At 73.5% G+C, this 18,127-nt stretch carries 17 protein-coding genes; 11 read left to right on the top strand and 6 right to left on the bottom strand.

All coding sequences use genetic code 11. From position 1 onward, the window contains the following. Positions 1-157: 157 nt before the first annotated feature. The gene (locus RNC47_RS05430) at positions 158-841 is read right to left on the bottom strand and encodes a FadR/GntR family transcriptional regulator (RefSeq protein ID WP_311595962.1); all 684 of its coding nucleotides are present in this window, start codon (positions 839-841) and stop codon (positions 158-160) included. A gap of 237 nt (positions 842-1,078) precedes the next feature. Between RNC47_RS05430 and RNC47_RS05425 the strand changes: the two genes are divergently transcribed. Further along, positions 1,079-2,101: a LacI family DNA-binding transcriptional regulator gene (locus RNC47_RS05425; protein ID WP_311595960.1), complete on the top strand. Its 1,023-nt coding sequence runs from the start codon at positions 1,079-1,081 to the stop codon at positions 2,099-2,101. 271 nt (positions 2,102-2,372) lie between these two features. Beyond that, positions 2,373-3,485: a non-reducing end alpha-L-arabinofuranosidase family hydrolase gene (locus RNC47_RS05420; RefSeq protein ID WP_311595958.1), complete on the top strand. Its 1,113-nt coding sequence runs from the start codon at positions 2,373-2,375 to the stop codon at positions 3,483-3,485. Positions 3,486-3,550: 65 nt separating this feature from the next. Here the strand turns inward: RNC47_RS05420 and eda are convergent, their stop codons facing one another. From eda to RNC47_RS05405, 3 genes are all read right to left on the bottom strand, one after another. Next, positions 3,551-4,177: a bifunctional 4-hydroxy-2-oxoglutarate aldolase/2-dehydro-3-deoxy-phosphogluconate aldolase gene (gene eda / locus RNC47_RS05415; RefSeq protein ID WP_311595957.1), complete on the bottom strand. Its 627-nt coding sequence runs from the start codon at positions 4,175-4,177 to the stop codon at positions 3,551-3,553. A gap of 102 nt (positions 4,178-4,279) precedes the next feature. Beyond that, positions 4,280-5,881, bottom strand: a complete 1,602-nt coding sequence (locus RNC47_RS05410) for an amidase (RefSeq protein WP_311595954.1) — start codon at positions 5,879-5,881, stop codon at positions 4,280-4,282. Beyond that, positions 5,878-6,180 carry a hypothetical protein gene (locus RNC47_RS05405; RefSeq protein WP_311595953.1) on the bottom strand — a complete coding sequence of 101 codons (303 nt, stop codon included), beginning with the start codon at positions 6,178-6,180 and terminating at the stop codon, positions 5,878-5,880. Before RNC47_RS05405 ends, RNC47_RS05410 begins: the two co-directional genes overlap by 4 nt. 237 nt (positions 6,181-6,417) lie before the next feature. Here RNC47_RS05405 and RNC47_RS05400 point away from each other — a divergent pair, with 237 nt between their 5' ends. Continuing rightward, on the top strand, positions 6,418-7,185 hold the full coding sequence (locus tag RNC47_RS05400) for a calcium-binding protein (protein ID WP_311595952.1): 768 nt from the start codon (positions 6,418-6,420) through the stop codon (positions 7,183-7,185). A gap of 16 nt (positions 7,186-7,201) precedes the next feature. On the opposite strand, the gene RNC47_RS05395 is transcribed toward RNC47_RS05400, so the two are convergent. After that, a complete protein-coding gene (locus RNC47_RS05395) occupies positions 7,202-8,320 on the bottom strand; it encodes a ferric reductase-like transmembrane domain-containing protein (RefSeq protein ID WP_311595950.1) in 1,119 nt (372 codons plus the stop codon). A 188-nt stretch (positions 8,321-8,508) separates the two neighbouring features. On the opposite strand from RNC47_RS05395, the gene RNC47_RS37555 reads away from it, so the two are divergent. The 6 genes from RNC47_RS37555 to RNC47_RS05370 all read left to right on the top strand — a co-directional run bounded on the left by RNC47_RS37555 (position 8,509) and on the right by RNC47_RS05370 (position 14,727). After that, entirely contained in the window at positions 8,509-8,580 is a 72-nt protein-coding gene (locus tag RNC47_RS37555) for a putative leader peptide (protein WP_387096229.1), read from the top strand. A 224-nt stretch (positions 8,581-8,804) separates the two neighbouring features. Then, positions 8,805-10,421 (top strand): ABC transporter substrate-binding protein, encoded by a 1,617-nt coding sequence (locus tag RNC47_RS05390; RefSeq protein WP_311595949.1) that lies wholly within the window; start codon positions 8,805-8,807, stop codon positions 10,419-10,421. Continuing rightward, on the top strand, positions 10,418-11,368 hold the full coding sequence (locus RNC47_RS05385; RefSeq protein ID WP_311595947.1) for an ABC transporter permease: 951 nt from the start codon (positions 10,418-10,420) through the stop codon (positions 11,366-11,368). The genes RNC47_RS05390 and RNC47_RS05385 overlap by 4 nt, the downstream gene beginning before the upstream one ends. 19 nt (positions 11,369-11,387) lie before the next feature. Beyond that, positions 11,388-12,263, top strand: a complete 876-nt coding sequence (locus RNC47_RS05380) for an ABC transporter permease (protein ID WP_311595945.1) — start codon at positions 11,388-11,390, stop codon at positions 12,261-12,263. Beyond that, positions 12,260-13,909 (top strand): ABC transporter ATP-binding protein, encoded by a 1,650-nt coding sequence (locus RNC47_RS05375; RefSeq protein ID WP_311595943.1) that lies wholly within the window; start codon positions 12,260-12,262, stop codon positions 13,907-13,909. Before RNC47_RS05380 ends, RNC47_RS05375 begins: the two co-directional genes overlap by 4 nt. Next, positions 13,906-14,727, top strand: a complete 822-nt coding sequence (locus RNC47_RS05370; RefSeq protein WP_311595941.1) for a DUF1684 domain-containing protein — start codon at positions 13,906-13,908, stop codon at positions 14,725-14,727. The genes RNC47_RS05375 and RNC47_RS05370 overlap by 4 nt, the downstream gene beginning before the upstream one ends. A gap of 21 nt (positions 14,728-14,748) precedes the next feature. Here RNC47_RS05370 and RNC47_RS05365 read toward each other — a convergent pair whose 3' ends face one another. Next, on the bottom strand, positions 14,749-15,354 hold the full coding sequence (locus tag RNC47_RS05365; protein WP_311595940.1) for a TetR/AcrR family transcriptional regulator: 606 nt from the start codon (positions 15,352-15,354) through the stop codon (positions 14,749-14,751). A gap of 136 nt (positions 15,355-15,490) precedes the next feature. Between RNC47_RS05365 and RNC47_RS05360 the strand changes: the two genes are divergently transcribed. Together RNC47_RS05360 and RNC47_RS05355 are read left to right on the top strand one after the other, a co-directional pair. After that, on the top strand, positions 15,491-16,642 hold the full coding sequence (locus tag RNC47_RS05360; RefSeq protein WP_311595939.1) for an FAD-dependent monooxygenase: 1,152 nt from the start codon (positions 15,491-15,493) through the stop codon (positions 16,640-16,642). After that, positions 16,639-18,123 carry an MFS transporter gene (locus RNC47_RS05355; protein WP_311595938.1) on the top strand — a complete coding sequence of 495 codons (1,485 nt, stop codon included), beginning with the start codon at positions 16,639-16,641 and terminating at the stop codon, positions 18,121-18,123. Before RNC47_RS05360 ends, RNC47_RS05355 begins: the two co-directional genes overlap by 4 nt. Positions 18,124-18,127 lie beyond the last annotated feature (4 nt).

Below are 18,127 nucleotides of genomic sequence, written 5' to 3'. Positions count from 1 at the left end.
GCCGATGAACCGGGCCACGGACACACTCCCTCTGAGGGGGTCCACGTCAGGGCGACCATAGACATCCGATGTATGAGCGTCAAGAGCGCGCGTCGTACCGCATTCCGCCAGCCCGGTACGGGAGTTGGGCTCCAGACATCTGACCAATGACGCGGGCTCAGTCCCCGTCGACCAGCGCCTCCCGGAGCCACTGCTCGACGCCCGCGATGTGCACGGTGGCCAGGGCGCCGGCGATGCCGGGCTGACGCCTGGTGAGGGCCTGGACGATGGCGCGGTGCTCGCCCAGGGTCCGCTCCACCGCGCCCTCCTGCGTCAGGCCGCGCCAGGTACGGGCGCGCTGCGTGCGGCCCGACAGCGTCTCCAGCAGCGACGCCAGCACCGCGTTGCCCGAGCCGGCGGCTATGCGCCGGTGGAACTCCAGGTCGCTCTCCACGAGTTCGTCGACCGTCGGCGAGTCGCCCAGCGCGTCGAGCAGCTCGGCCAGGGCCTCGATGTCGGCCATCGGCATGCGCACGGCCGCCAGCTCGGTGGCCGCCGGCTCCACGAGGCGGCGGGCCTCCAGGATCTGCAGCACCGTGTCGTCGCGGTGGAAGTCGACCACGAAGCTCATCGCGTCCATCAGCAGCGCCGGCTCCAGGCTGGTCACATAGGTGCCGTCGCCGCGCCGGACGTCGAGCACCTGGATGAGGGAGAGCGCCCGCACGGCCTCACGCAGGGAGTTGCGGGAGAGCCCGAGTCGCTCGGCGAGGTCCAGCTCCCGGGGCAGCCGGTCGCCGGGACGCAGTTCGCCGTCCACGATCATCTGCTTGATCGCCTCGATGGCGTCGTCCGTCACCGACATCGCGCACCCCCTCGTCTCGGCGGCGGAGCGGCGTCCCCCCACGCCTCCGCCGGTTCCGGTGCCCGCACGATACATCGGAGCTCTCCGAGGTGGGCGGCCCGGCGGGTGGAACGGAGCGGCACGGGCGACCGGCCTCCCGCCGAACGTTTTCTGCCCCGTGCGCCGATCGTTGTGTCGCCTGGTCCGTGGGGCCGAACTCCCGGAGTGTGCCGGTGGGTTGATCGTTAGACTTCGGGCATGTCGGCTGTTGATGATCTTTCGGGTGGGCCGCTGACGATCGCGCAGCTCGCGGCGCGGGCGGGGGTTTCGGTGGCGACGGTGTCCAAGGTGGTCAACGGGCGGGCGGATGTGGCGCCGGGGACGCGGGCGTTGGTGGAGGGGTTGATCAGTCGGCACGGGTACCGGCGGCAGAAGGCGGCGGGTCCGGCGGCGTTGTTGGAGTTGGTGTTCCACGAGGTGCGTGGGCCGTATCCGACGGAGATCTACCGTGGGGTGCGGCGGGTGGCGGCGGAGCATGGACTGGCGGTGGTGGTCTCGGAGTTGGGGGGTAGTCACACGCCGGAGCGTGGTTGGGTGGAGGGGGTGTTGGCGCGCCGTCCGACCGGGGTGGTGTCGGTGTTCTCCGGGCCGGACCAGGAGCAGGCCGAGCGGTTGCGGACCCGGGGGATACCGTTCGCGCTGGTCGATCCGACCGGGGAGCCGGGGCATCACGCGCCGTCGGTGGGGGCGAGCAACTGGAGCGGTGGGTTGTCGGCGACCCGGCATCTGCTGGAGCTCGGGCACCGGCGGATCGCGGTGATCGCCGGGCCGGAGCACCTGCTGGCCGCCCGGGCCCGCCTGGATGGCTACCGGGCCGCCCTGGACATGGCCGGCATCCCCCTGGACCCGGCGCTGGTGCGCGTCGGCGACTTCCACATCGAGGACGGGCTCAAGCACACCCGTGACCTGCTGCGCCTGCCCGAGCCGCCCACCGCCGTGTTCACCGGCAACGACGGCCAGGCGCTGGGCGTCTACCGGGCGGTGGCCGAGGCCGGACTGCGGGTGCCGGAAGACCTCAGCGTCGTGGGCTTCGACGACCTCTTCCCCAGCCAGTGGCTCACCCCACCCCTCACCACCGTCCGCCAGCCACTCGCCGACATGGCCGCCACCGCCGCCACCATGGTCATCACCCTCGCCCAGGGCCACCCCCTCGACCAACGCCGCGCCGAACTCGCCACCGAACTCGTCATCCGCGACAGCACCACACCTTTTCGCGACTGACCACCGAATCCCGTCGAAGGTATTGACGCCCCCCGGGCCCTGCCTGCCATCCTTGCCGTCTGATGTATCGAGCGCGATCCGATATGTCGAACAACGGCCGTGGCTGGACCGGCTCGACGTCCACGCCCCGGGCCACCGCGTCACCGCGTCACCGTGTCTCGCACCGCTCCTTCCGCTCCGGCGGCTCCCCACGCGTGCCAGACAGCCGGACGCCCGAGGGACCGGGCGTCGCCGTGTGGTGAGTCCCCGGCCGACACCCCATGGGGTTTCCATGTCTGCTGCACGACTTCGATCACGCCTGCGCACCGCGCGCCTGGCCGTGGTCCTCCTGCTCGGCCTCGCGCTGGCCCTGTCGGCCGCGCCGGCCCAGTCGTCCTCCTCGCCGGCCCCGGCCGCCGAGGAACAGGGCGACGTCACCGCCGCGGCCCTGCCGAGCACCTTCCGGTGGAACTCGAGCGCCCAGCTGATCTCCCCCAAGCCGGACGCCACCCACAACATCGTCTCGGTCAAGGACCCGACGGTGGTCCGGCACAACGGGCGGTGGCACGTCTACATGACCACCGCCAACACCGCCGGCCAGTGGAGCCTGGCCTACACCAGCTTCACCGACTGGTCCCAGGCCGCCGCCGCGCCGCAGTACTTCCTCAACAACAACCCGAACATCGGCAACCGCTACGCCGCGGCGCCCCACGTGTTCTACTTCGCGCCCCGCAACGAGTGGTACCTGGTCTACCAGACCGGCCTGCCGTCCTACTCGGTCAGCACCGACCCCAGCAACCCCCAGAGCTGGTCGGCGCCCCGCAACTTCCAGAGCAGCATGCCGGACATCGTCAGGCAGAACATCGGCAACGGCAACTGGCTCGACTACTGGGTGATCTGCGACACCAGCATGTGCTACCTGTTCTCCGCGGACGACAACGGCCACATCTACCGGGCGGAGACCACCGTCGGCGAGTTCCCCAACGGCTTCCGCAACACGCAGATCGCCCTTCAGGACTCCAACCGGTTCGCGCTCTTCGAGGGCGAGGCCGTCTACCGGGTGCAGGGCACCAACACCTACCTGATGATCGTGGAGGCCATCGGCTCGGACGGCCGGCGCTACTACCGGTCGTTCACCTCGACGAGCCTGAACGGCCAGTGGCAGCCCCTGGCCGCCACCGAGGCCAACCCGTTCTCGCGCAGCAACAACGTGTCCTTCCCCAGCGGGACCTGGACGCGGGACATCAGCCACGGTGAGCTGCTGCGCACCGGGGCCGACCAGACCATGACCATCGACCCCTGCAACCTCCAGCTCCTCTACCAGGGCATGAACCCCTCGGCCGGCGGCGACTACTCGCAGCTCCCCTGGCGCCTGGGCCTGGCCACCAACACCACCTCCTGCTGACGGCCCACCGGCCGCCAACGGCGGGGTCGCCCGGGGCGCGCGGCACGGCGCGCCCCGGGCGACCCTCAGGCCTTCGCCGCGCGCTCGATCGCGGCGGCCGACCGCTCGGTCACGTCGTCCCAGCGGCCAGCGGCGAGGAGCGCGGGCTCCACCATCCAGCTGCCGCTGACCGCGGGCACGGCGGGGAGCGCGAGGTACTCGGCCATGTTGTCCTGGTTGACGCCGCCGGAGGGCATGAACGAGACGCCGGTGAAGGGAGCGGCCAGCGCTCTGATCGCGGCGGGGCCGCCGAGCAGGCCGGCCGGGAAGAACTTGACCTCGGTGAGGCCGAGTTCGACCGCGACCATCAGGTCGGAGGCGGTCGCGACGCCCGGCAGCGCGGGCACGCCGAGCGCCCGGGACCGCTCCAGCACGCCGCGCGAGAGGCCGGGGCTGACCACGAACTCCGCGCCCGCGTCCACCACCTGGTCGACCTGGTCGGGAACCAGCACGGAGCCGGCGCAGACCTGGAGGTCGGGGAGCGCCCGGAGGGCCCGGATCGCGTCAAGGCCCGCGCTGGTGCGCAGGGTGATCTCCACGACGTCGATGCCGCCGGCGAGCAGGGCGCGGCCCAGGGGCAACGCCTGGGCGGCGTCGTCGATGACGACGACGGGGACGACGGGGCACCTGGTCAGGGGGGTCGTGCCGGGCATGGGCTCCCTTTCGCGCTGGTCGGGCACCGTGAGGCGCCCTCATGGTGTCACGACGCCGTCCGGCCCGCGTGGGGGGCCGGGGACCGGACGGCGGGGCCGCGCTCAGGCCGACTGTTCGACGACCTCCTCGGCCGTCAGCCGCGGCGCGTCGGCCGCCGCGCGCAGCCGCGTCGCCGCCCTGGCCGTGGGGTCCGCGGGGCGGCGGGTGTGCCAGTCGGTGACGGCCTGGTAGGCCGCGACCACCTCCAGCAGCCGGTCCTCCTCGTAGGGCTGGCCGCCGAGGATCACCCCGGACGGGACGCCGTTCACGAACCCGGCCGGGAAGCCGATCTCCGGCAGGCCGAGGATGTCGAACGGCACCACCTCGGTCTGGAGGACCACGTCGCACGCGCCGAACACGCCGTCGAGCACCTCGCGCAGCAGGTGGTTCTTGGCGCGCTGCGCGGTGATCCACTCGTCGCCCGAGAGCATCAGCCCCTGGAGCCAGGACAGCAGCGAGACGCCGAACGTGCGCGGGTCCTCGCGCAGCCAGTGCCGGAACGGCTCGGCGCGCTCCGCCAGCCGGGCGCTGTTGAACGCGCCGGTGAGCAGCGACCAGTCGTCCGGATAGGTGACGTCCACCAGGGTCACCCCGGGGATGGCGTCCAGTTCGTCGAGCAGCGCGCGCCGCACCTCGGTCGCGGAGCCGAGGAAGTCGGCCGGCACGCCGATCCTGGTGGCCCGGCGCAGCCGGACCCGGCCGCGGGAGACCACGGGGGTGGCGGCCGTCACCAGGTCGGGCACCGCCGGCAGGCCGAGGGTGCGCGGGTCCCTGGGGTCGGGTCCCGCCATGACCGCCAGCATCAGGGCGGCGTCCATCGCGTCCCTGGCCAGCGGCCCGACGTGGTCGCGGGTGTACGACAGGGGGATGACGCCGTACACCGAGGCGCGGCCCATGGTGGGCTTGAGGCCGGTCAGGTTCTGCCGGTTGGCGGGCAGCACGATGGAGCCGCCGGTCTGGGTGCCGATGGAGGACGAGGCGAGCCGGCCGGCGACGGCGGTGGCGGGTCCGGTGGAGGAGCCTCCGGGGTCGACGGACGGGTCGTTCGGGGTCCAGGCGTTGACCGTGGTGATCTCGCCGTTGGGCCTGGTGGCCCGGGTGGTGGCGAGCGGCCCCATCTGGCCCTTGCCGAGCAGGATGCCGCCGGCGGCGGCGAGCCGGGCGACGGCCGTGGCGTCGTGATCGGGGACGAAGTCCGCGAAGATGTGGGAGTTGCAGCGGGTGGGGACGTCCTTGGTGAAGTAGTTGTCCTTCACGCACAGCGGGATGCCGGAGAGCACGCCGCGCGGGCCGGTTCCCCGGTCCGCCGCGCGGGCCGCGGCCAGCGCGCTCTCGGCGGTGACCTCGGCGTAGGCCTGGTAGACGGCGTCGTGGGCGGTGACGCGGTCGAGGTACGCCTCGACCAGGGTGGTCGAGGTGAGCTTCCGGCGGCGCATCAGCACGGCCGCCTCGGCCAGCGTGGCCTCGGTGGGGTCGCGGCGTGCCGCGTCCCGCACCTCGATGTCGGGTATCCGGGGTTCGGCGCGCGCCGCGGCGGCGGCGGCCGGCGCGCTCGTGGCGCCGGCGGCCGAGGCGGGGGCGGCGAAGGCCAGGCCGCCGGCGACCGCCCCGGTCGCGGCGGCCGAACTCGCGAGGAAGGTTCGGCGGTTGAGGGCGCGGCTCATCGCTCGTCCACCCCGCCGGTCCAGGCCTCGGTGATCGACGGGTAGAGCAGCGGCGGCGCGGCCTGCTGCGCGTGGGCGGCGGCCGGCCGGCCGTCGACCGGCGGCGTCCAGCCCGCGATGGCGACGGGCGCCGAGGTGACGAAGGAGCGCAGCGAGCGCAGCGCCTGGTCACGGGTGGGCACCCCGGTCTCCGGGTCCGGCTGCTCGGGCAGCATGTCGAGGTCGACCCCGGCCAGGGCCAGTCTCGTCCGTATGTAGGCGTCCACCTGTTCCGTGGTGGGCGGCTGGGGTTGGCTCAACGCATCCTCCCTGGTGCCGAGCGGTGAGTCACTGGGCGTGACCTCATCACCCGTTCGTGACCGCCCCGTTGAGACCGTATATCACCATTGTTACTACTGTTACCGGTGTTGCCGGTGATGCGTCGGCCGACCGGCCCCGGTCGGCACGGGTGTGGACGGAGGGCACGAACGGGGAGACAGTTGTTTCGCTCATGACACTCAACCGGCTCGACTCTTCCATGAGGTGAGGACGCACCCATGACTCCGTCACGCATCTCCCCCGCGCTCGCCGTCACCGCGTTAGCCCTGCTGGCCGCCGGCTCGGCGATCGGACCGGCCTCCGCCAGCGAGGTCGCCGAGGCCACCGAGAGCGCGGAGGCCACCGCCACCCTCGTCGTCGACCGGGGCGGCCGGTCCATCACCTACCGGGCCGCCGCCGGGCAGGTCAACGACCTCCAGATCACCGACATGCCGGGCGGCACCGACGTACGGCGGATCGCGTTCAACGACGAGGTGACCATCAACGCCGGCGCGCCCTGCGCCCAGCCGGATCCGCGTGACCCGACGCGGGTGGTCTGCGAGCTGCCGGCCGACTCGGACGCGGCCGGTGACATCCGGGTGCTGCTCGGCGACGGCGACGACGCGTTCTTCACCAACGCGCCGGGCGTCTCCGTCGTGCACGGTGGCGCGGGCCACGACGAACTCCACGCGCACACCTCCCACACGGTGCTCGGCGGGGACGGCGACGACATGCTGATGGGCGGCGTCGTGATGCGCGGCGACGCCGGCATGGACCACCTGATGGGCGACGACCGGGACCAGTATCTCTGGGGCGGCTCGGGCGACGACCACGTCGAGGCGTACGGCGGCGACGACGTCGTGTCCGCCGACTCCGGCGACGACCACGTCGCCGCCGGCGAGGGCGACGACGTGGTGTTCGGCGGCCGGGGCGACGACATGCTCGACGGCGGTCCCGGCCGTGACCTGCTCGTCGGCGGCCCGGGCGACGACGAGATCACCCGGTAGCCGGCCCCGGCTGCCGTCAGCCGACGCGCCGCGCCCGGTCGGCCGGGCGGTCGCCCTCGTCCTGGGCCGTGGCCCGGGCGGCCGCCTGACGGGAGGGGCGCAGCCGGTGGACGACGACCACCAGCACGAGGGTGAGCGCCAGCAGCCCGGCCCAGATCACCCACTGCTCGGGCCAGGGCCCGGACGAGGCGCCGTCCGGGCTCCGGCCGCCGTCGGTCCCGGAGGCGATGACGGCCGCCAGGCCGGCGATCGTGGCCAGCACCGCGAGTCGGCCGGCGGCGCGCGCGGTCAGCGGCAGCGGGCGCGACTCCCGGCCGGGCCCGCGCAGCCGCAGCCGCTCGCTGGGGCGGGCCGGCGCCAGCAGCCGGAGCAACAGCAGCCCGGCCAGCGGCATCTGGAGCGCCCACACCAGGGTGCGGAACGAGCCGTCGAACCAGACGTTGGTGCCGTACAGCAGGGTGTGCCAGACGCTGAGCACGTACACGACGATGACGAAGCGGTGCAGCGCCCGCCACAGCCGGGAACCCGTGGTCTGACGCACATAGAAGGCGAGACCCAGGACGATCCCCAGGTAGAGGGCGAGCAGGCCGATCAGGATGGCGATCCGCCCAGTGCCGGTGGTGTAGCCGCCCGGCACGAAGGACTCGAGGAACGCGCCCCACACCAGCTCGTCCGCCGGCTGACCCTCGAAGTTCGCCTGGACCTCGGCGCCGAAGAACGCCGCCGCGTGGCAGAACATCAGCCCGATCGTGGTCAGGCTGGTGGTGCGGTGCCACTTCTCCACCCGGGCCGCCGACAGCCAGCGCCAGGGCGGGCGCGCCCCCGATCTGAGCAGGCCGAAGACGACGGTGACATAGGCCCACAGCAGGCCGGTCCAGCCGAAGGCCTGGCACAGCCAGTACAGCCAGTACCCGGGCGCGTCGGCGAGGAAGGGCATCACCCGGGTCGTGGCCGAGGTGCCGTTCTCCACCCTGACCCACAGCCACCAGAAGACGAGGCCGGTGACCAGCAGCGCCAGGCTGGCGTCCGGCACGGCCGCGCGGGCGTCCGACCGCAGGCCGCGCCAGTCGAACCGTCGTTCCGGCCGGCTCCTTCCCCTCGCGGCGGGCGGGGTCGATCGCATGGAGTCTGTCATCGGAGTCCACCATTCTCGGAGAGCGACTTCGCGGTCCCAGCCCCCGGTGACGGCCCCTCAGGTGCGTATCCCCAGCAGCGTAATCGGCCTGGTCGCGGGCCGGAAGACACGTGCGGCGGGCGATGCCGACGGGCCACGTGTGAGCCACGCCCTTGACGGATGTCCAGGACTGGCTCATTCTCGTCGCCATGCAGTCCGTCCTGACGTCGCGTCGCCATGTCGACCTGGGCCGTGTCACCACGGCCTCCTGTCTCGTCTGACGTCAGGCAGCGCCTGATCCGGCCGTGTGGGTGATCCGCGGCCGCGCTGCGCTTCCCTTCTCCACCGCGTCCCTCCCGACGCTCCCCTCGTTCTCGCCGTCCACTCGTCGACGGCCGCTCTTCCCGGCTCAGGACCGGGCGCCCCCGCGCGCCCACCGCCGGTCGCCGGCCCCGGAAAGGAACCCCCTGTCGTGCTGTCCTCACGCCTGCCTCGCCCGAGATCCGTGCCCACCACCGCCGCCCTGGCGCTCTCCCTCTCCGTCCTCCTCGGTGCCTGCGGGGGCGGCGGCGCGGCGAGCGACGACGCCGGCGGCCCGGCCGGCGACCCCACCAACGGCGGCACGCTCAGGTACGCGTTCAACGCGGCGCCCGACTGCGTCGACTCGCGGCAACGACCCCAGCTGAACTCGCGGTTCATCGGCCGGCAGCTGGCGGACACGCTCACCGAACAGGACCCGGAGACCGGCGAGATCCTGCCCTGGCTCGCCACCTCCTGGGAGGTCAGCGACGACGTGACCCGCTTCACCTTCCACCTCCGCGACGACGTGACCTTCAGCGACGGCGAACCGTTCGACGCCGAGGCCGTCAAGGCCAACTTCGACGCGATCATCGAGCTCGGCGTCCAGGCGCCGCAGGGCTACAGCTTCCTCTCCGGGTACCAGGAGACCGTGGTCGAGGACGCGCGGACGGCCACCGTCGTGTTCGAGGAGCCCAACGCGCAGTTCCTGCAGGCGACCGCGACCCAGTCGCTGGTGCAGCTGTCCCCCGCCTCCCTGGGGAACGACCCGGCCGACCTGTGCCTGGGCGACTTCGCCGCCTCGGGGCCCTTCACGCTGGACGAGTTCACCCCGGAGAGCTCGGTGCGGCTGGTCAGGCGTGACGACTACGCCTGGGCCTCACCGCTGGCCGAGAACCAGGGCGCCGCCCACGTGGACGCGGTCGAACTGGACGCGATACCCGAGGGCAGCGTCCGGCAGGGCAGCCTCACCAGCGGCCAGGTCGACCTCATCGAGGCCGTGCAGCCCGCCACCCAGGCGCAGCTCGCGGACACCCCCGGGTTCACCGTGGCCACCTCCGCGCTCCCCGCCATCGCCATCCCCTACATCCCGCTGCCGCACAGCCCGAAGCTCCAGGACGCGGACACCCGCCGCGCCCTCGGCCTCGCCATCGACCGCGACGCGATCGTGCAGGCCGTCTACAACGGCGTCAACACGACCGCCACCGGCGTGCTGACCACCAGCAACCCCGGGTACGTCGACCAGTCCGACGAGATCCGGTACGACCCCGAGGCCGCCGCCGAACTCCTGGACCGCGCGGGCTGGGACACCGTCGGCGACGACGGCGTCCGCCGGAACGCGGACGGCGAGCGGCTCAGCCTCACCATCACCTACGAGAGCGGCGACCCGCTGGCCGAGCAGCAGCACCAGCTGGTCCAGCAGCAGTGGGCCGAGGTCGGCATCGAGCTCGTCCTCGACCCCGTCGCGACCTTCCCCGACGTCAACATCGACGAGTACCCGGGGGACATCACCACCTGGAGCCAGACCCGGGCCGACGTCGACGTGCTCCGGCTCGTCTACTCCTCCTTCGACCCGGCCTACAGCATGCGGTACGGCAACCCGGACGAGGAGCTCAACGAGCTGCTGAGCGCCCTGCAGACCACGGTCGACCCCGAGGAGCGCGGCGAGATCGCCGCCCAGGCGCAGCGCCGGATCATCGAACAGGGCTACGCGGCGCCCGTCTACGACCGGATCTCGGCCTACGGCTTCAGCGACCGGGTCGGCGGGTTCCGCACCGACCTGGAGGCCAAGCCGCTGCTCAACGAGGTGTGGCTCGCGTCGTGACCCGCTACGTCCTGGTCCGGCTCGGCAACGGCGTGTTCGTGCTGTGGGCCGCCCTGACCGTCTCCTTCCTGGTGCTGCACCTGGTGCCGGGCGACCCGGTGTCGGTGATGCTGCGCGGCAACGGCGGAGAGGGCTCGTCCGTGGACCCCGCGGCGGCGGACGCGCTCCGCGCCGATCTTGGCCTGGACCGTCCGCCGCACGAGCAGTACCTCGACTTCGTGTGGCAGGCGGTCAGGCTCGACTTCGGCACCTCGTTCGCCACCGGCGACGAGGTGAGCGCCGTGCTGGGCAGGGCCCTGCCGTCGACGCTCGAACTGGCCGCCGCCTCCCTGCTGTTGGCCCTGGTCCTGGGGGTGGCGGCGGCGCTGGCCGCGTCGTTGCTGCCGACCGCGCCGCTGCGCTCGGCGGTGCTGTCGGCGACGGTGGTCGGCAACGCCGTCCCGACCTTCTGGACCGGCGTGGTGCTGCTCCAGGTCTTCTCCTTCCGGCTCGGCTGGTTCCCCGCCTTCGGGGAGGGAGACCTCTCCCACCTGGTGCTGCCCGCGTTCGCCCTGGCCCTGCCCGGCATCGGCCTGCTGGCGCAGGTGCTCGGCAGGAGTCTGCGCACCGCGCTCGGCGAACCGTATGTGCGCACCGCGCGCGCCAAGGGCGCGAGCCGGCTGCGCGCGGTGACCGTGCACGCGTTGCGGAACGCCGCCATACCGGCGATGACGCTGTTCGGCCTGATGATCGGCGGCATCGTCGCCGGCGCGATCATCACCGAGACGGTCTTCTCCCGGCCGGGTCTCGGCGCGCTCACCGCCAAGGCCATCGACACGCACGACTTCCCGGTGATCCGCGCGCTGGTCTTCCTGGCCGGGGCGCTCTACGTGCTGGTCAACCTGGCCGTCGACCTGGTCTACCCCAGGGTCGATCCGCGGATCGTCCTGACCGCCGGCGCGACATAAGCGAAAAGGTAACCATCCGATGTCCGTCACCACACCACGCCCCGAGGAGCTGGAGCTCCAGGACCAGGAGGCGCCGCGCGCCCGGTTCGCGGACGCCGCCCGGCGCCCCGGGCTGCTGCTCGCCGTGCTCTGCCTCGCGCTCGTGCTGGGCTGGACCCTGGCCCCTGGCCTCTTCGCCGGCCAGGACCCGCTGCACACCGACGCCTCGCGTGGCCTCCTGCCGCCGGGCCCGGAGCACTGGTTCGGCACCGACAACCTCGGGCGCGACGTCTACGCGCGCGTGGTGCACGGCGCCAGGACCTCCCTGGTCGCCGGCCTGCTGTCCGTCGCCCTGGCACTGGTCGCCGGCTCGGTCATCGGCGTGCTCGCCGGGTACCTCGGCGGCTGGCTCGACCACCTGTTGATGCGGGTGGTCGAGGTCCTGGTCGTCATCCCCGGGTTGCTGCTCTCGCTCGCCGTGGTGTCCATCCTCGGCTTCGGCACCACCAACGTGGCCGTCGCGGTCGGCATCGCCGGCATCCCCGGCTTCGCCCGGGTGGTGCGGGCCGAGGTGCTGCGCGTCAGGGCGAGCGCCTACGTGCGGGCCGCCGTGACCAGCGGCAGCCGCACCCCGGCCATCCTGCTGCGGCACGTGCTGCCCAACGCCTCGCCGCCCGTGCTGGTGCTGGCCGCGCTCGACATCGGCGGCGCGGTGCTGTCCATCTCGGCGCTCAGCTTCCTCGGTTACGGGGCCGCGCCGCCGGCCCCCGAACTGGGCGCGATGGTCTCGGAGGGGCGGGACTACATGACCACCGCCTGGTGGCTGACCACCTTCCCCGGGCTGACCATCGCCCTCGTCGTGCTGTCCACCAGCCGCGTCGCCCGCGCCCTGGAGCGGACCGGAGTCTCGTCATGACCACCACCACCCGGCCCCTGCTGGCCGTCAGCGACCTGCACCTCTCCTACCGCACCAGGCGCGGCACCGTGCACGCGGTGCGGGGCGCCTCGCTCACCGTCCCGGCCGGCGGGACGGTCGCCCTGGTCGGCGAGTCGGGATCCGGCAAGTCGAGCGCGGGCCTTGCCGTGCTGGGCCTGCTGCCCGCCGGCACCGAGCCGCTCCGGGGCTCCATCCGCCTCGAAGGGCGCGAACTCGTGGGCCTGTCCGACCGGGCGATGCGCGACGTCAGGGGCCGCGGGATCGGCTTCGTCCCGCAGGACCCGAAGGCGTCGCTCAACCCGGTCCAGCGGGTGGGCGCCCAGGTGGCCGAGGCGCTGCGCCTGACCGGTCAGGCGCGCGGCCGCGCGGCGGCCGCCCGGCGCGCCAGGGAGCTGCTCGGCGAGGCCGGCCTGCCGGAACCCGACCGCACGGCGGAGCAGTTCCCGCACGAGCTGTCGGGCGGCATGTGCCAGCGGGTGCTGATCGCCATCGCGCTGGCCGGCGAGCCCCGGCTGCTGATCGCCGACGAACCCACCAGCGCCCTGGACGTCACCGTGCAGCGCCGCATCCTCGACCACCTCGGCGACGTCACCCGGCGGGCCGGCGCCGGGCTGCTGCTCATCACCCACGACCTCGCCGTGGCGGCGGAACGCGCCGAGCAGGTGGCGGTCATGTCGCGGGGGCGGATCGTGGAGACGGGCCGGAGCGCGGACGTCATCGGCGCCCCCCACCACCCCTACACCCGGGAGCTCGTCGCCGCCGCGCCCTCCATGACGTCCGAACCGGCCGCGCCCGCGCCCGAGGGCGCCGAGCCGCTGCTGACGGTGGAGAACGTGCGGCGGGTCTTCCCGGTGCGGCGGCCGGCGAGCGGGGGCCCTCGGGAGATCGCCGCCGTGGACGGGGTGAGCTTCACGCTGGCCCGCGGCGGCTCGCTCGGCGTCGTCGGCGAGTCGGGCTCCGGCAAGACCACGCTGGCCAACCTGCTGTTGCGCCTCGACCGGCCGGACGCCGGACGCATCGTGCTGGACGGCGTCGACCTGGCCACCGCGCCGGCCGCCGAGCTGCGCCGGCTGCGCCGACACGTGCAGCCGGTGTTCCAGGACTCCTACGGCTCCCTCGACCCCGCCCACACGGTCGCCGAGGCCATCGCCGAGCCGCTGCGGGCCTTCGGCGTCACGCCGCGCGCGGCACGGGTCGCGGAACTGCTCGACCTGGTGCGGCTGCCGGCCTCGACGGGTGCCCGCCGGCCGACCGAGCTGTCGGGCGGTCAGCGACAGCGCGTGGGCATCGCCCGGGCCCTGGCCCTCACCCCGCGGCTGCTGGTCCTCGACGAGCCGGTGTCCGCGCTCGACGTGTCCGTGCAGGCCCGCATCCTCACCCTGCTGGGTGAGCTGCGCGCGGAGCTGGGGCTCGGTTACGTGTTCATCTCGCACGATCTGGCCGTGGTCCGGCAGGTCTGCGACCGGGTCGTCGTGATGCGCCGGGGCCGGGCCGTGGAACAGGGCCGGGTCACGGACGTGTTCACCCGGCCGGAACACCCCTACACCCGGGAGCTGCTGGCCGCCGTGCCCGGCGCCCCCGACCACCGAACGACGCCGGCGCACCCGGCGAGGAGGCCGACATGACGCTCGCGGAGACCGATCACGCGGAGTTCGCCCGGCGGTGGGCCGAGTGGCACGAGGCGCACGAGCGGAACCGCGCGGACCCGCACGGGTTCCTCGCGATCACCAGCCTGCGCTGGCTGACGCCCGAGCCGACCCGCTTCGACGACGCCCCCGGCGTCTGGTCGAGCACGCCGGAGGGGGTGGTGGTCGAGCTGGCCGAGGGCGAGGAGCTCTCGGTCGACGGCGATCCGGTCCACGGGCATCACCGCTTCGCCGAACTCGACGAGCGCGGCGGCGTGTTCGCCTCCTCGGGCCAGCTGGTGATCGAGGTCGCCAGGCGTGGCGGGCACGACATCCTGCGCCCCCGCGACCCCGGCCACCGGCTGGTGACGGAGTACCCGGGCACCCCGACGTACGACCCGGAGCCGGCCTGGGCGCGCCCCGGCCGCTTCGTGCCGTTCGACGCTCCGCGCACGGTGACCGTCGGCGCCGTCGTCGAGGGTCTCGAGCACGTCTACGAGGCGCCGGGCCAGGTCGAGTTCGAGCTGGCCGGCGCCACCCGCCGGCTCACCGTGTTCGGTGGTGCGGCGCGCGGCGGGCTGCTGGCGCTGTTCACCGACGCGACGTCGGGGGTGACGACGTACGCGGCCAGCCGCTCCCTGTCGATCGCGCCGCCGGACGCGGCGGGCGCGGTCACCGTCGACTTCAACCGGTCCTTCAACCTGCCCTGCGCCTACACCGACTTCGCCACCTGCCCGCTGCCGCCGCGCGAGAACCGGCTGCCGGTGGCCGTCGAGGCGGGCGAGCGGCTGCCCGCCGGGCGCGGCGGCGCGGCCTGACCGGGGCGTCCTGGCGGTTGCTCAGCCGTGCCGCTCCGTGGCCCGGAGGCCGGCGAGCACCACGCCGACGATGCGCTCCGCGTCCGCGCGGGTGAACCGACGCATGCCACGGTTGACGATGAGGTGCACCGGGCCGGAGATCATCTCGCCGAGGAACGAGCTGTCGACCGGGGGGAGTTCGCCCCGCTCGACGGCGGTCTCCACCCGCCGCCGCAGGGCGGCGACGCGCTGGTCGAGGATCCTGGTCAGCGCCTGGACGGTGGCGGTCTGGCGGGCGGGCTGGATGGCCTGTTCCAGCGTCCGGCCGAACGGCGTCTCCAGGCCACCGGCGAGGGCCACCAGGAAGTCCACCAGGTCCCGGTGGATGTCGCCGGTGTCCGCGACCGAGGCGAGGTCCTCGGCATAGCGCAGCAGCGCCTCGACCACCAACTCCTCGCGGTCCGGCCAGTTGCGGTAGACGCTCGTCTTGTGCACGCCGGCGAACTCGGCGACCTCCTCGTAGCGGAAGCCCGCGATGCCGTCGCGCGCCACGAGCTCGACGGTCGCGGCGAGGATCCGCTCCCTCACCCGCGCGTTGCGGCCACCGGGGCGCCGGGCCGGCGGCCGGTCAGTGGTCCCGTTGGCCATCGCCGCGCTCACCTCCTGTTTCCCCGTTCGGGTGCCGATTGTCGCCAGGCGCGGCGTTGCGGTGCAAGCCGAGGACACGTAGCCTCGCTAAAAGCAACAACTCGTCTCTTTAACCGACGGAACCGGGAGCCCACCCGTGCACGTACTCGTCTCAGGAGCCGGCGTCGCCGGACTCGCCTGCGCACTCGAACTCGGCACCCGCGGCCACGCCGTCACCGTGGTCGAGTACGGCCGCCACCTCCGACTCGCCGGCACCCCCATCGACATCCGCGGTGACGCGATCCAGGCCGTGGAGCGGATGGGTCTGCTGGCGGAGATCCGGAAGCGGCGGGTCCGGATGACCGAGCTCACCCGGTTCGTCGACAGCGGGGGCGAGCCGGTGGCCCGGATCCCGATGGCGGAGGTCAGCGACTCGGACGACGACATCGAACTCCTCCGCGCGGACCTCCTGCGCGTGCTCGCCGACGCGCTCCCGGACACCGTGGCGATCCGCTTCGGCGACTCGGTCGAGGCGCTGACCGACGGCGGCGTCGACGGCGGCGTCGACGTGCGTTTCGCGTCGGGCGGCGCCGCGCGGTACGACCTGGTGCTCGGCGCCGACGGCCAGCACTCCGCGGTACGCGGGCTGGTGTTCGGGCCCGAGGAGCACCACCTCCGGCACCTCGGCGTCTACTTCGCCCTCGCCGACCTCCCCGCCGAGGCCGGCTCCACGGGCACCAACTCGATCTACAACGTGCCCGGCCGGATGGCGGGCGTCTTCCGGTACGGCGGCCGGGCCGCCGCGGTCTTCCAGTTCCGCTCGGAACGGATCGACCACGACCACCGCGACCTGGACGCCCAGAAGCAGATCCTCGTCGACGCCTTCGCGGGCCACCGGTCGTGGCGGATCCCGGAGCTGCTCGACGCCGCCCGCGCCGATCCCGGCTTCTACCTCACCTCCGCGAGCCAGATCCACCTGCCCTCCTGGCACCGCGGCCGCGTCGCCCTCGTCGGGGACGCCGGGTACAGCCCGGCCTTCCTGTCCGGCCGGGGCACCTCACTCGCGCTCACCGGCGCCCGCTTCCTCGCCGAGGAACTCGAACGGTGCGGCGACGACCACACTGCCGCGTTCGCGCGGTACGAGGCCCGGCAGCGCCCCTATGTCACCTTCGCCCAGGGCCGGGTCCACAGCGGTCGTGACCGCATGCTGCCGACCACCTGGGCCGCCATCGCCGCCCGCAACGAGGCACTGCGGGCGCACGACACCGCGACGCCCCGAACCCGACGCGCCGGAGAGGACGCACGGTGAACGACACCCGCGAACAGCCCGCCCCCGGCGCCCAGGAGCACCGGTGGAGCAGGCGGCTCGTCCTCTGGGCGGCCGTGCTCACCCTCGCCAACGTCCTGGCCGACGTGGTCATCGGCTCACCCATGATGGTCCTGCCCCAGTTACTCGACCACTTCGACACCGACCAGGTCGCGTGGCTGAACGCGAGCGCGATGCTGGCCGGCGCCGTCTGGTCGCCGCTGCTCGCCAAGAGCTCCGACATCTTCGGCAAGCGCCGGATCCTCGTCGGCACGCTGCTCCTCGCCTGCGCGGGGGCGCTGGTCTGCCTCGCCGCCCCCAACGTCGGGATCTTCCTGGTGGGACGCTTCCTCCAGGGCGCCGCCTTCGCCGCGGTCTTCCTCACGGTGGCCCTCATCCGCCAGATCTGCGCCCCGCGGGTGGCGATGGCCGTGGTCGGGCTCGTGACGTCCGGCTCGTCGGTCGTCGGAATCGTCGAGCCGTTCCTGATGCGGCCGGTCATCGACGTGTTCGGCTACCGGAGCGTGTTCGTCGTGGCGGCGCTGCTCGCCGCGGTGGCCGCCCTCTGCGTGCGCTCCTTCATCCCGGAGTCGCCGATCCGCGGCAGCGGCCGGATCGACGTGCGCGGGGCGCTCCTGCTCGGCGGCGGCCTCGGCGCGGTGCTCGCCTACCCCAGCCTCGCGAGCGACCTCGGATGGCTGTCCTGGGGCATGATCGCGCTGCTGGCGGCCGGCGTCGCCGCGTTGGCCGGTTGGGCGCTCCTGGCGCTGCGGGTCGACGAACCCGTCATCGACATCCGGGCCCTCAGCCGCCCGATCCTGCTGACCCTGTTGGCCCTGGTGCTGGCGGCGGGCTCCTTCCGGAGCATGCTGCAACTGACCAGCGTCATCGCCCAGGTGCCGCCCGAGCTGGGGCTCGGCTACGGGCTCGGCGACGGAGAGGCGGTCGCGGTGCTGCTCGCCACACCCAATCTCGGCATCGTGATCGGCGGCCTGTGCGCCGGCTGGCTCGCGGGGCGGTTCGGTCCCGCCCTGCCCCTTCTCGGCGGCATCGCCCTCGGCGCCGTGGCGACCTTCGCCATGCTGGCGGGCGTGGCGACGCTGCCGCTGGCGATCGCCTGCGGCGCCATGCTCGGCCTGGCCGCCGGCGCGATCGGCGCCTCCGGCTACAACCTGGCGACCAGCGTCGAAGCGCCCGAGCGGCAGGGCACGACCGCCGGTCTGGTGTCGGTCGTGCTCGCCCTCGGCTCGGTCGTCGTCAACATCGCCGGGGGCGAGGTGCTCAAGGCGACCATCGTTCCCGGGACCTTCGCCGACGGCGCCCCGGTGAGCACCGCGACCGGCGTGTACCTCTACGTCGCGATGGCGGGAGTGCTCTTCACCCTCGCCGCGGTGCCCGCGACGCTGCTGGCACGCGGCCGGCCCGCCGCGCCGGCCGGTCCCGGGGCACCGCGGCGTCCGGCTACGCCCGTGGTCAGCCGGTAGCCGG

Source organism: Streptomyces millisiae (assembly GCF_031845425.1).
Classification (GTDB): domain Bacteria; phylum Actinomycetota; class Actinomycetes; order Streptomycetales; family Streptomycetaceae; genus Streptomyces; species Streptomyces millisiae.
The sequence above is the reverse complement of the archived record's forward strand: the minus strand, read 5'-3'. Positions and strand labels throughout refer to the sequence as shown.

Excerpts from the sequence above, each read along its gene's own strand:
- RNC47_RS05430 (WP_311595962.1), bottom strand. The coding sequence starts at position 841 with ATGTCGGTGACGGACGACGCCATCGAGGCGATCAAGCAGATGATCGTG.
- RNC47_RS05425 (WP_311595960.1), top strand. The coding sequence starts at position 1,079 with ATGTCGGCTGTTGATGATCTTTCGGGTGGGCCGCTGACGATCGCGCAG.
- RNC47_RS05420 (WP_311595958.1), top strand. The coding sequence starts at position 2,373 with ATGTCTGCTGCACGACTTCGATCACGCCTGCGCACCGCGCGCCTGGCC.
- eda (WP_311595957.1), bottom strand. The coding sequence starts at position 4,177 with ATGCCCGGCACGACCCCCCTGACCAGGTGCCCCGTCGTCCCCGTCGTC.
- RNC47_RS05410 (WP_311595954.1), bottom strand. The coding sequence starts at position 5,881 with ATGAGCCGCGCCCTCAACCGCCGAACCTTCCTCGCGAGTTCGGCCGCC.
- RNC47_RS05400 (WP_311595952.1), top strand. The coding sequence starts at position 6,418 with ATGACTCCGTCACGCATCTCCCCCGCGCTCGCCGTCACCGCGTTAGCC.
- RNC47_RS05395 (WP_311595950.1), bottom strand. The coding sequence starts at position 8,320 with ATGACAGACTCCATGCGATCGACCCCGCCCGCCGCGAGGGGAAGGAGC.
- RNC47_RS05380 (WP_311595945.1), top strand. The coding sequence starts at position 11,388 with ATGTCCGTCACCACACCACGCCCCGAGGAGCTGGAGCTCCAGGACCAG.
- RNC47_RS05375 (WP_311595943.1), top strand. The coding sequence starts at position 12,260 with ATGACCACCACCACCCGGCCCCTGCTGGCCGTCAGCGACCTGCACCTC.
- RNC47_RS05370 (WP_311595941.1), top strand. The coding sequence starts at position 13,906 with ATGACGCTCGCGGAGACCGATCACGCGGAGTTCGCCCGGCGGTGGGCC.
- RNC47_RS05365 (WP_311595940.1), bottom strand. The coding sequence starts at position 15,354 with ATGGCCAACGGGACCACTGACCGGCCGCCGGCCCGGCGCCCCGGTGGC.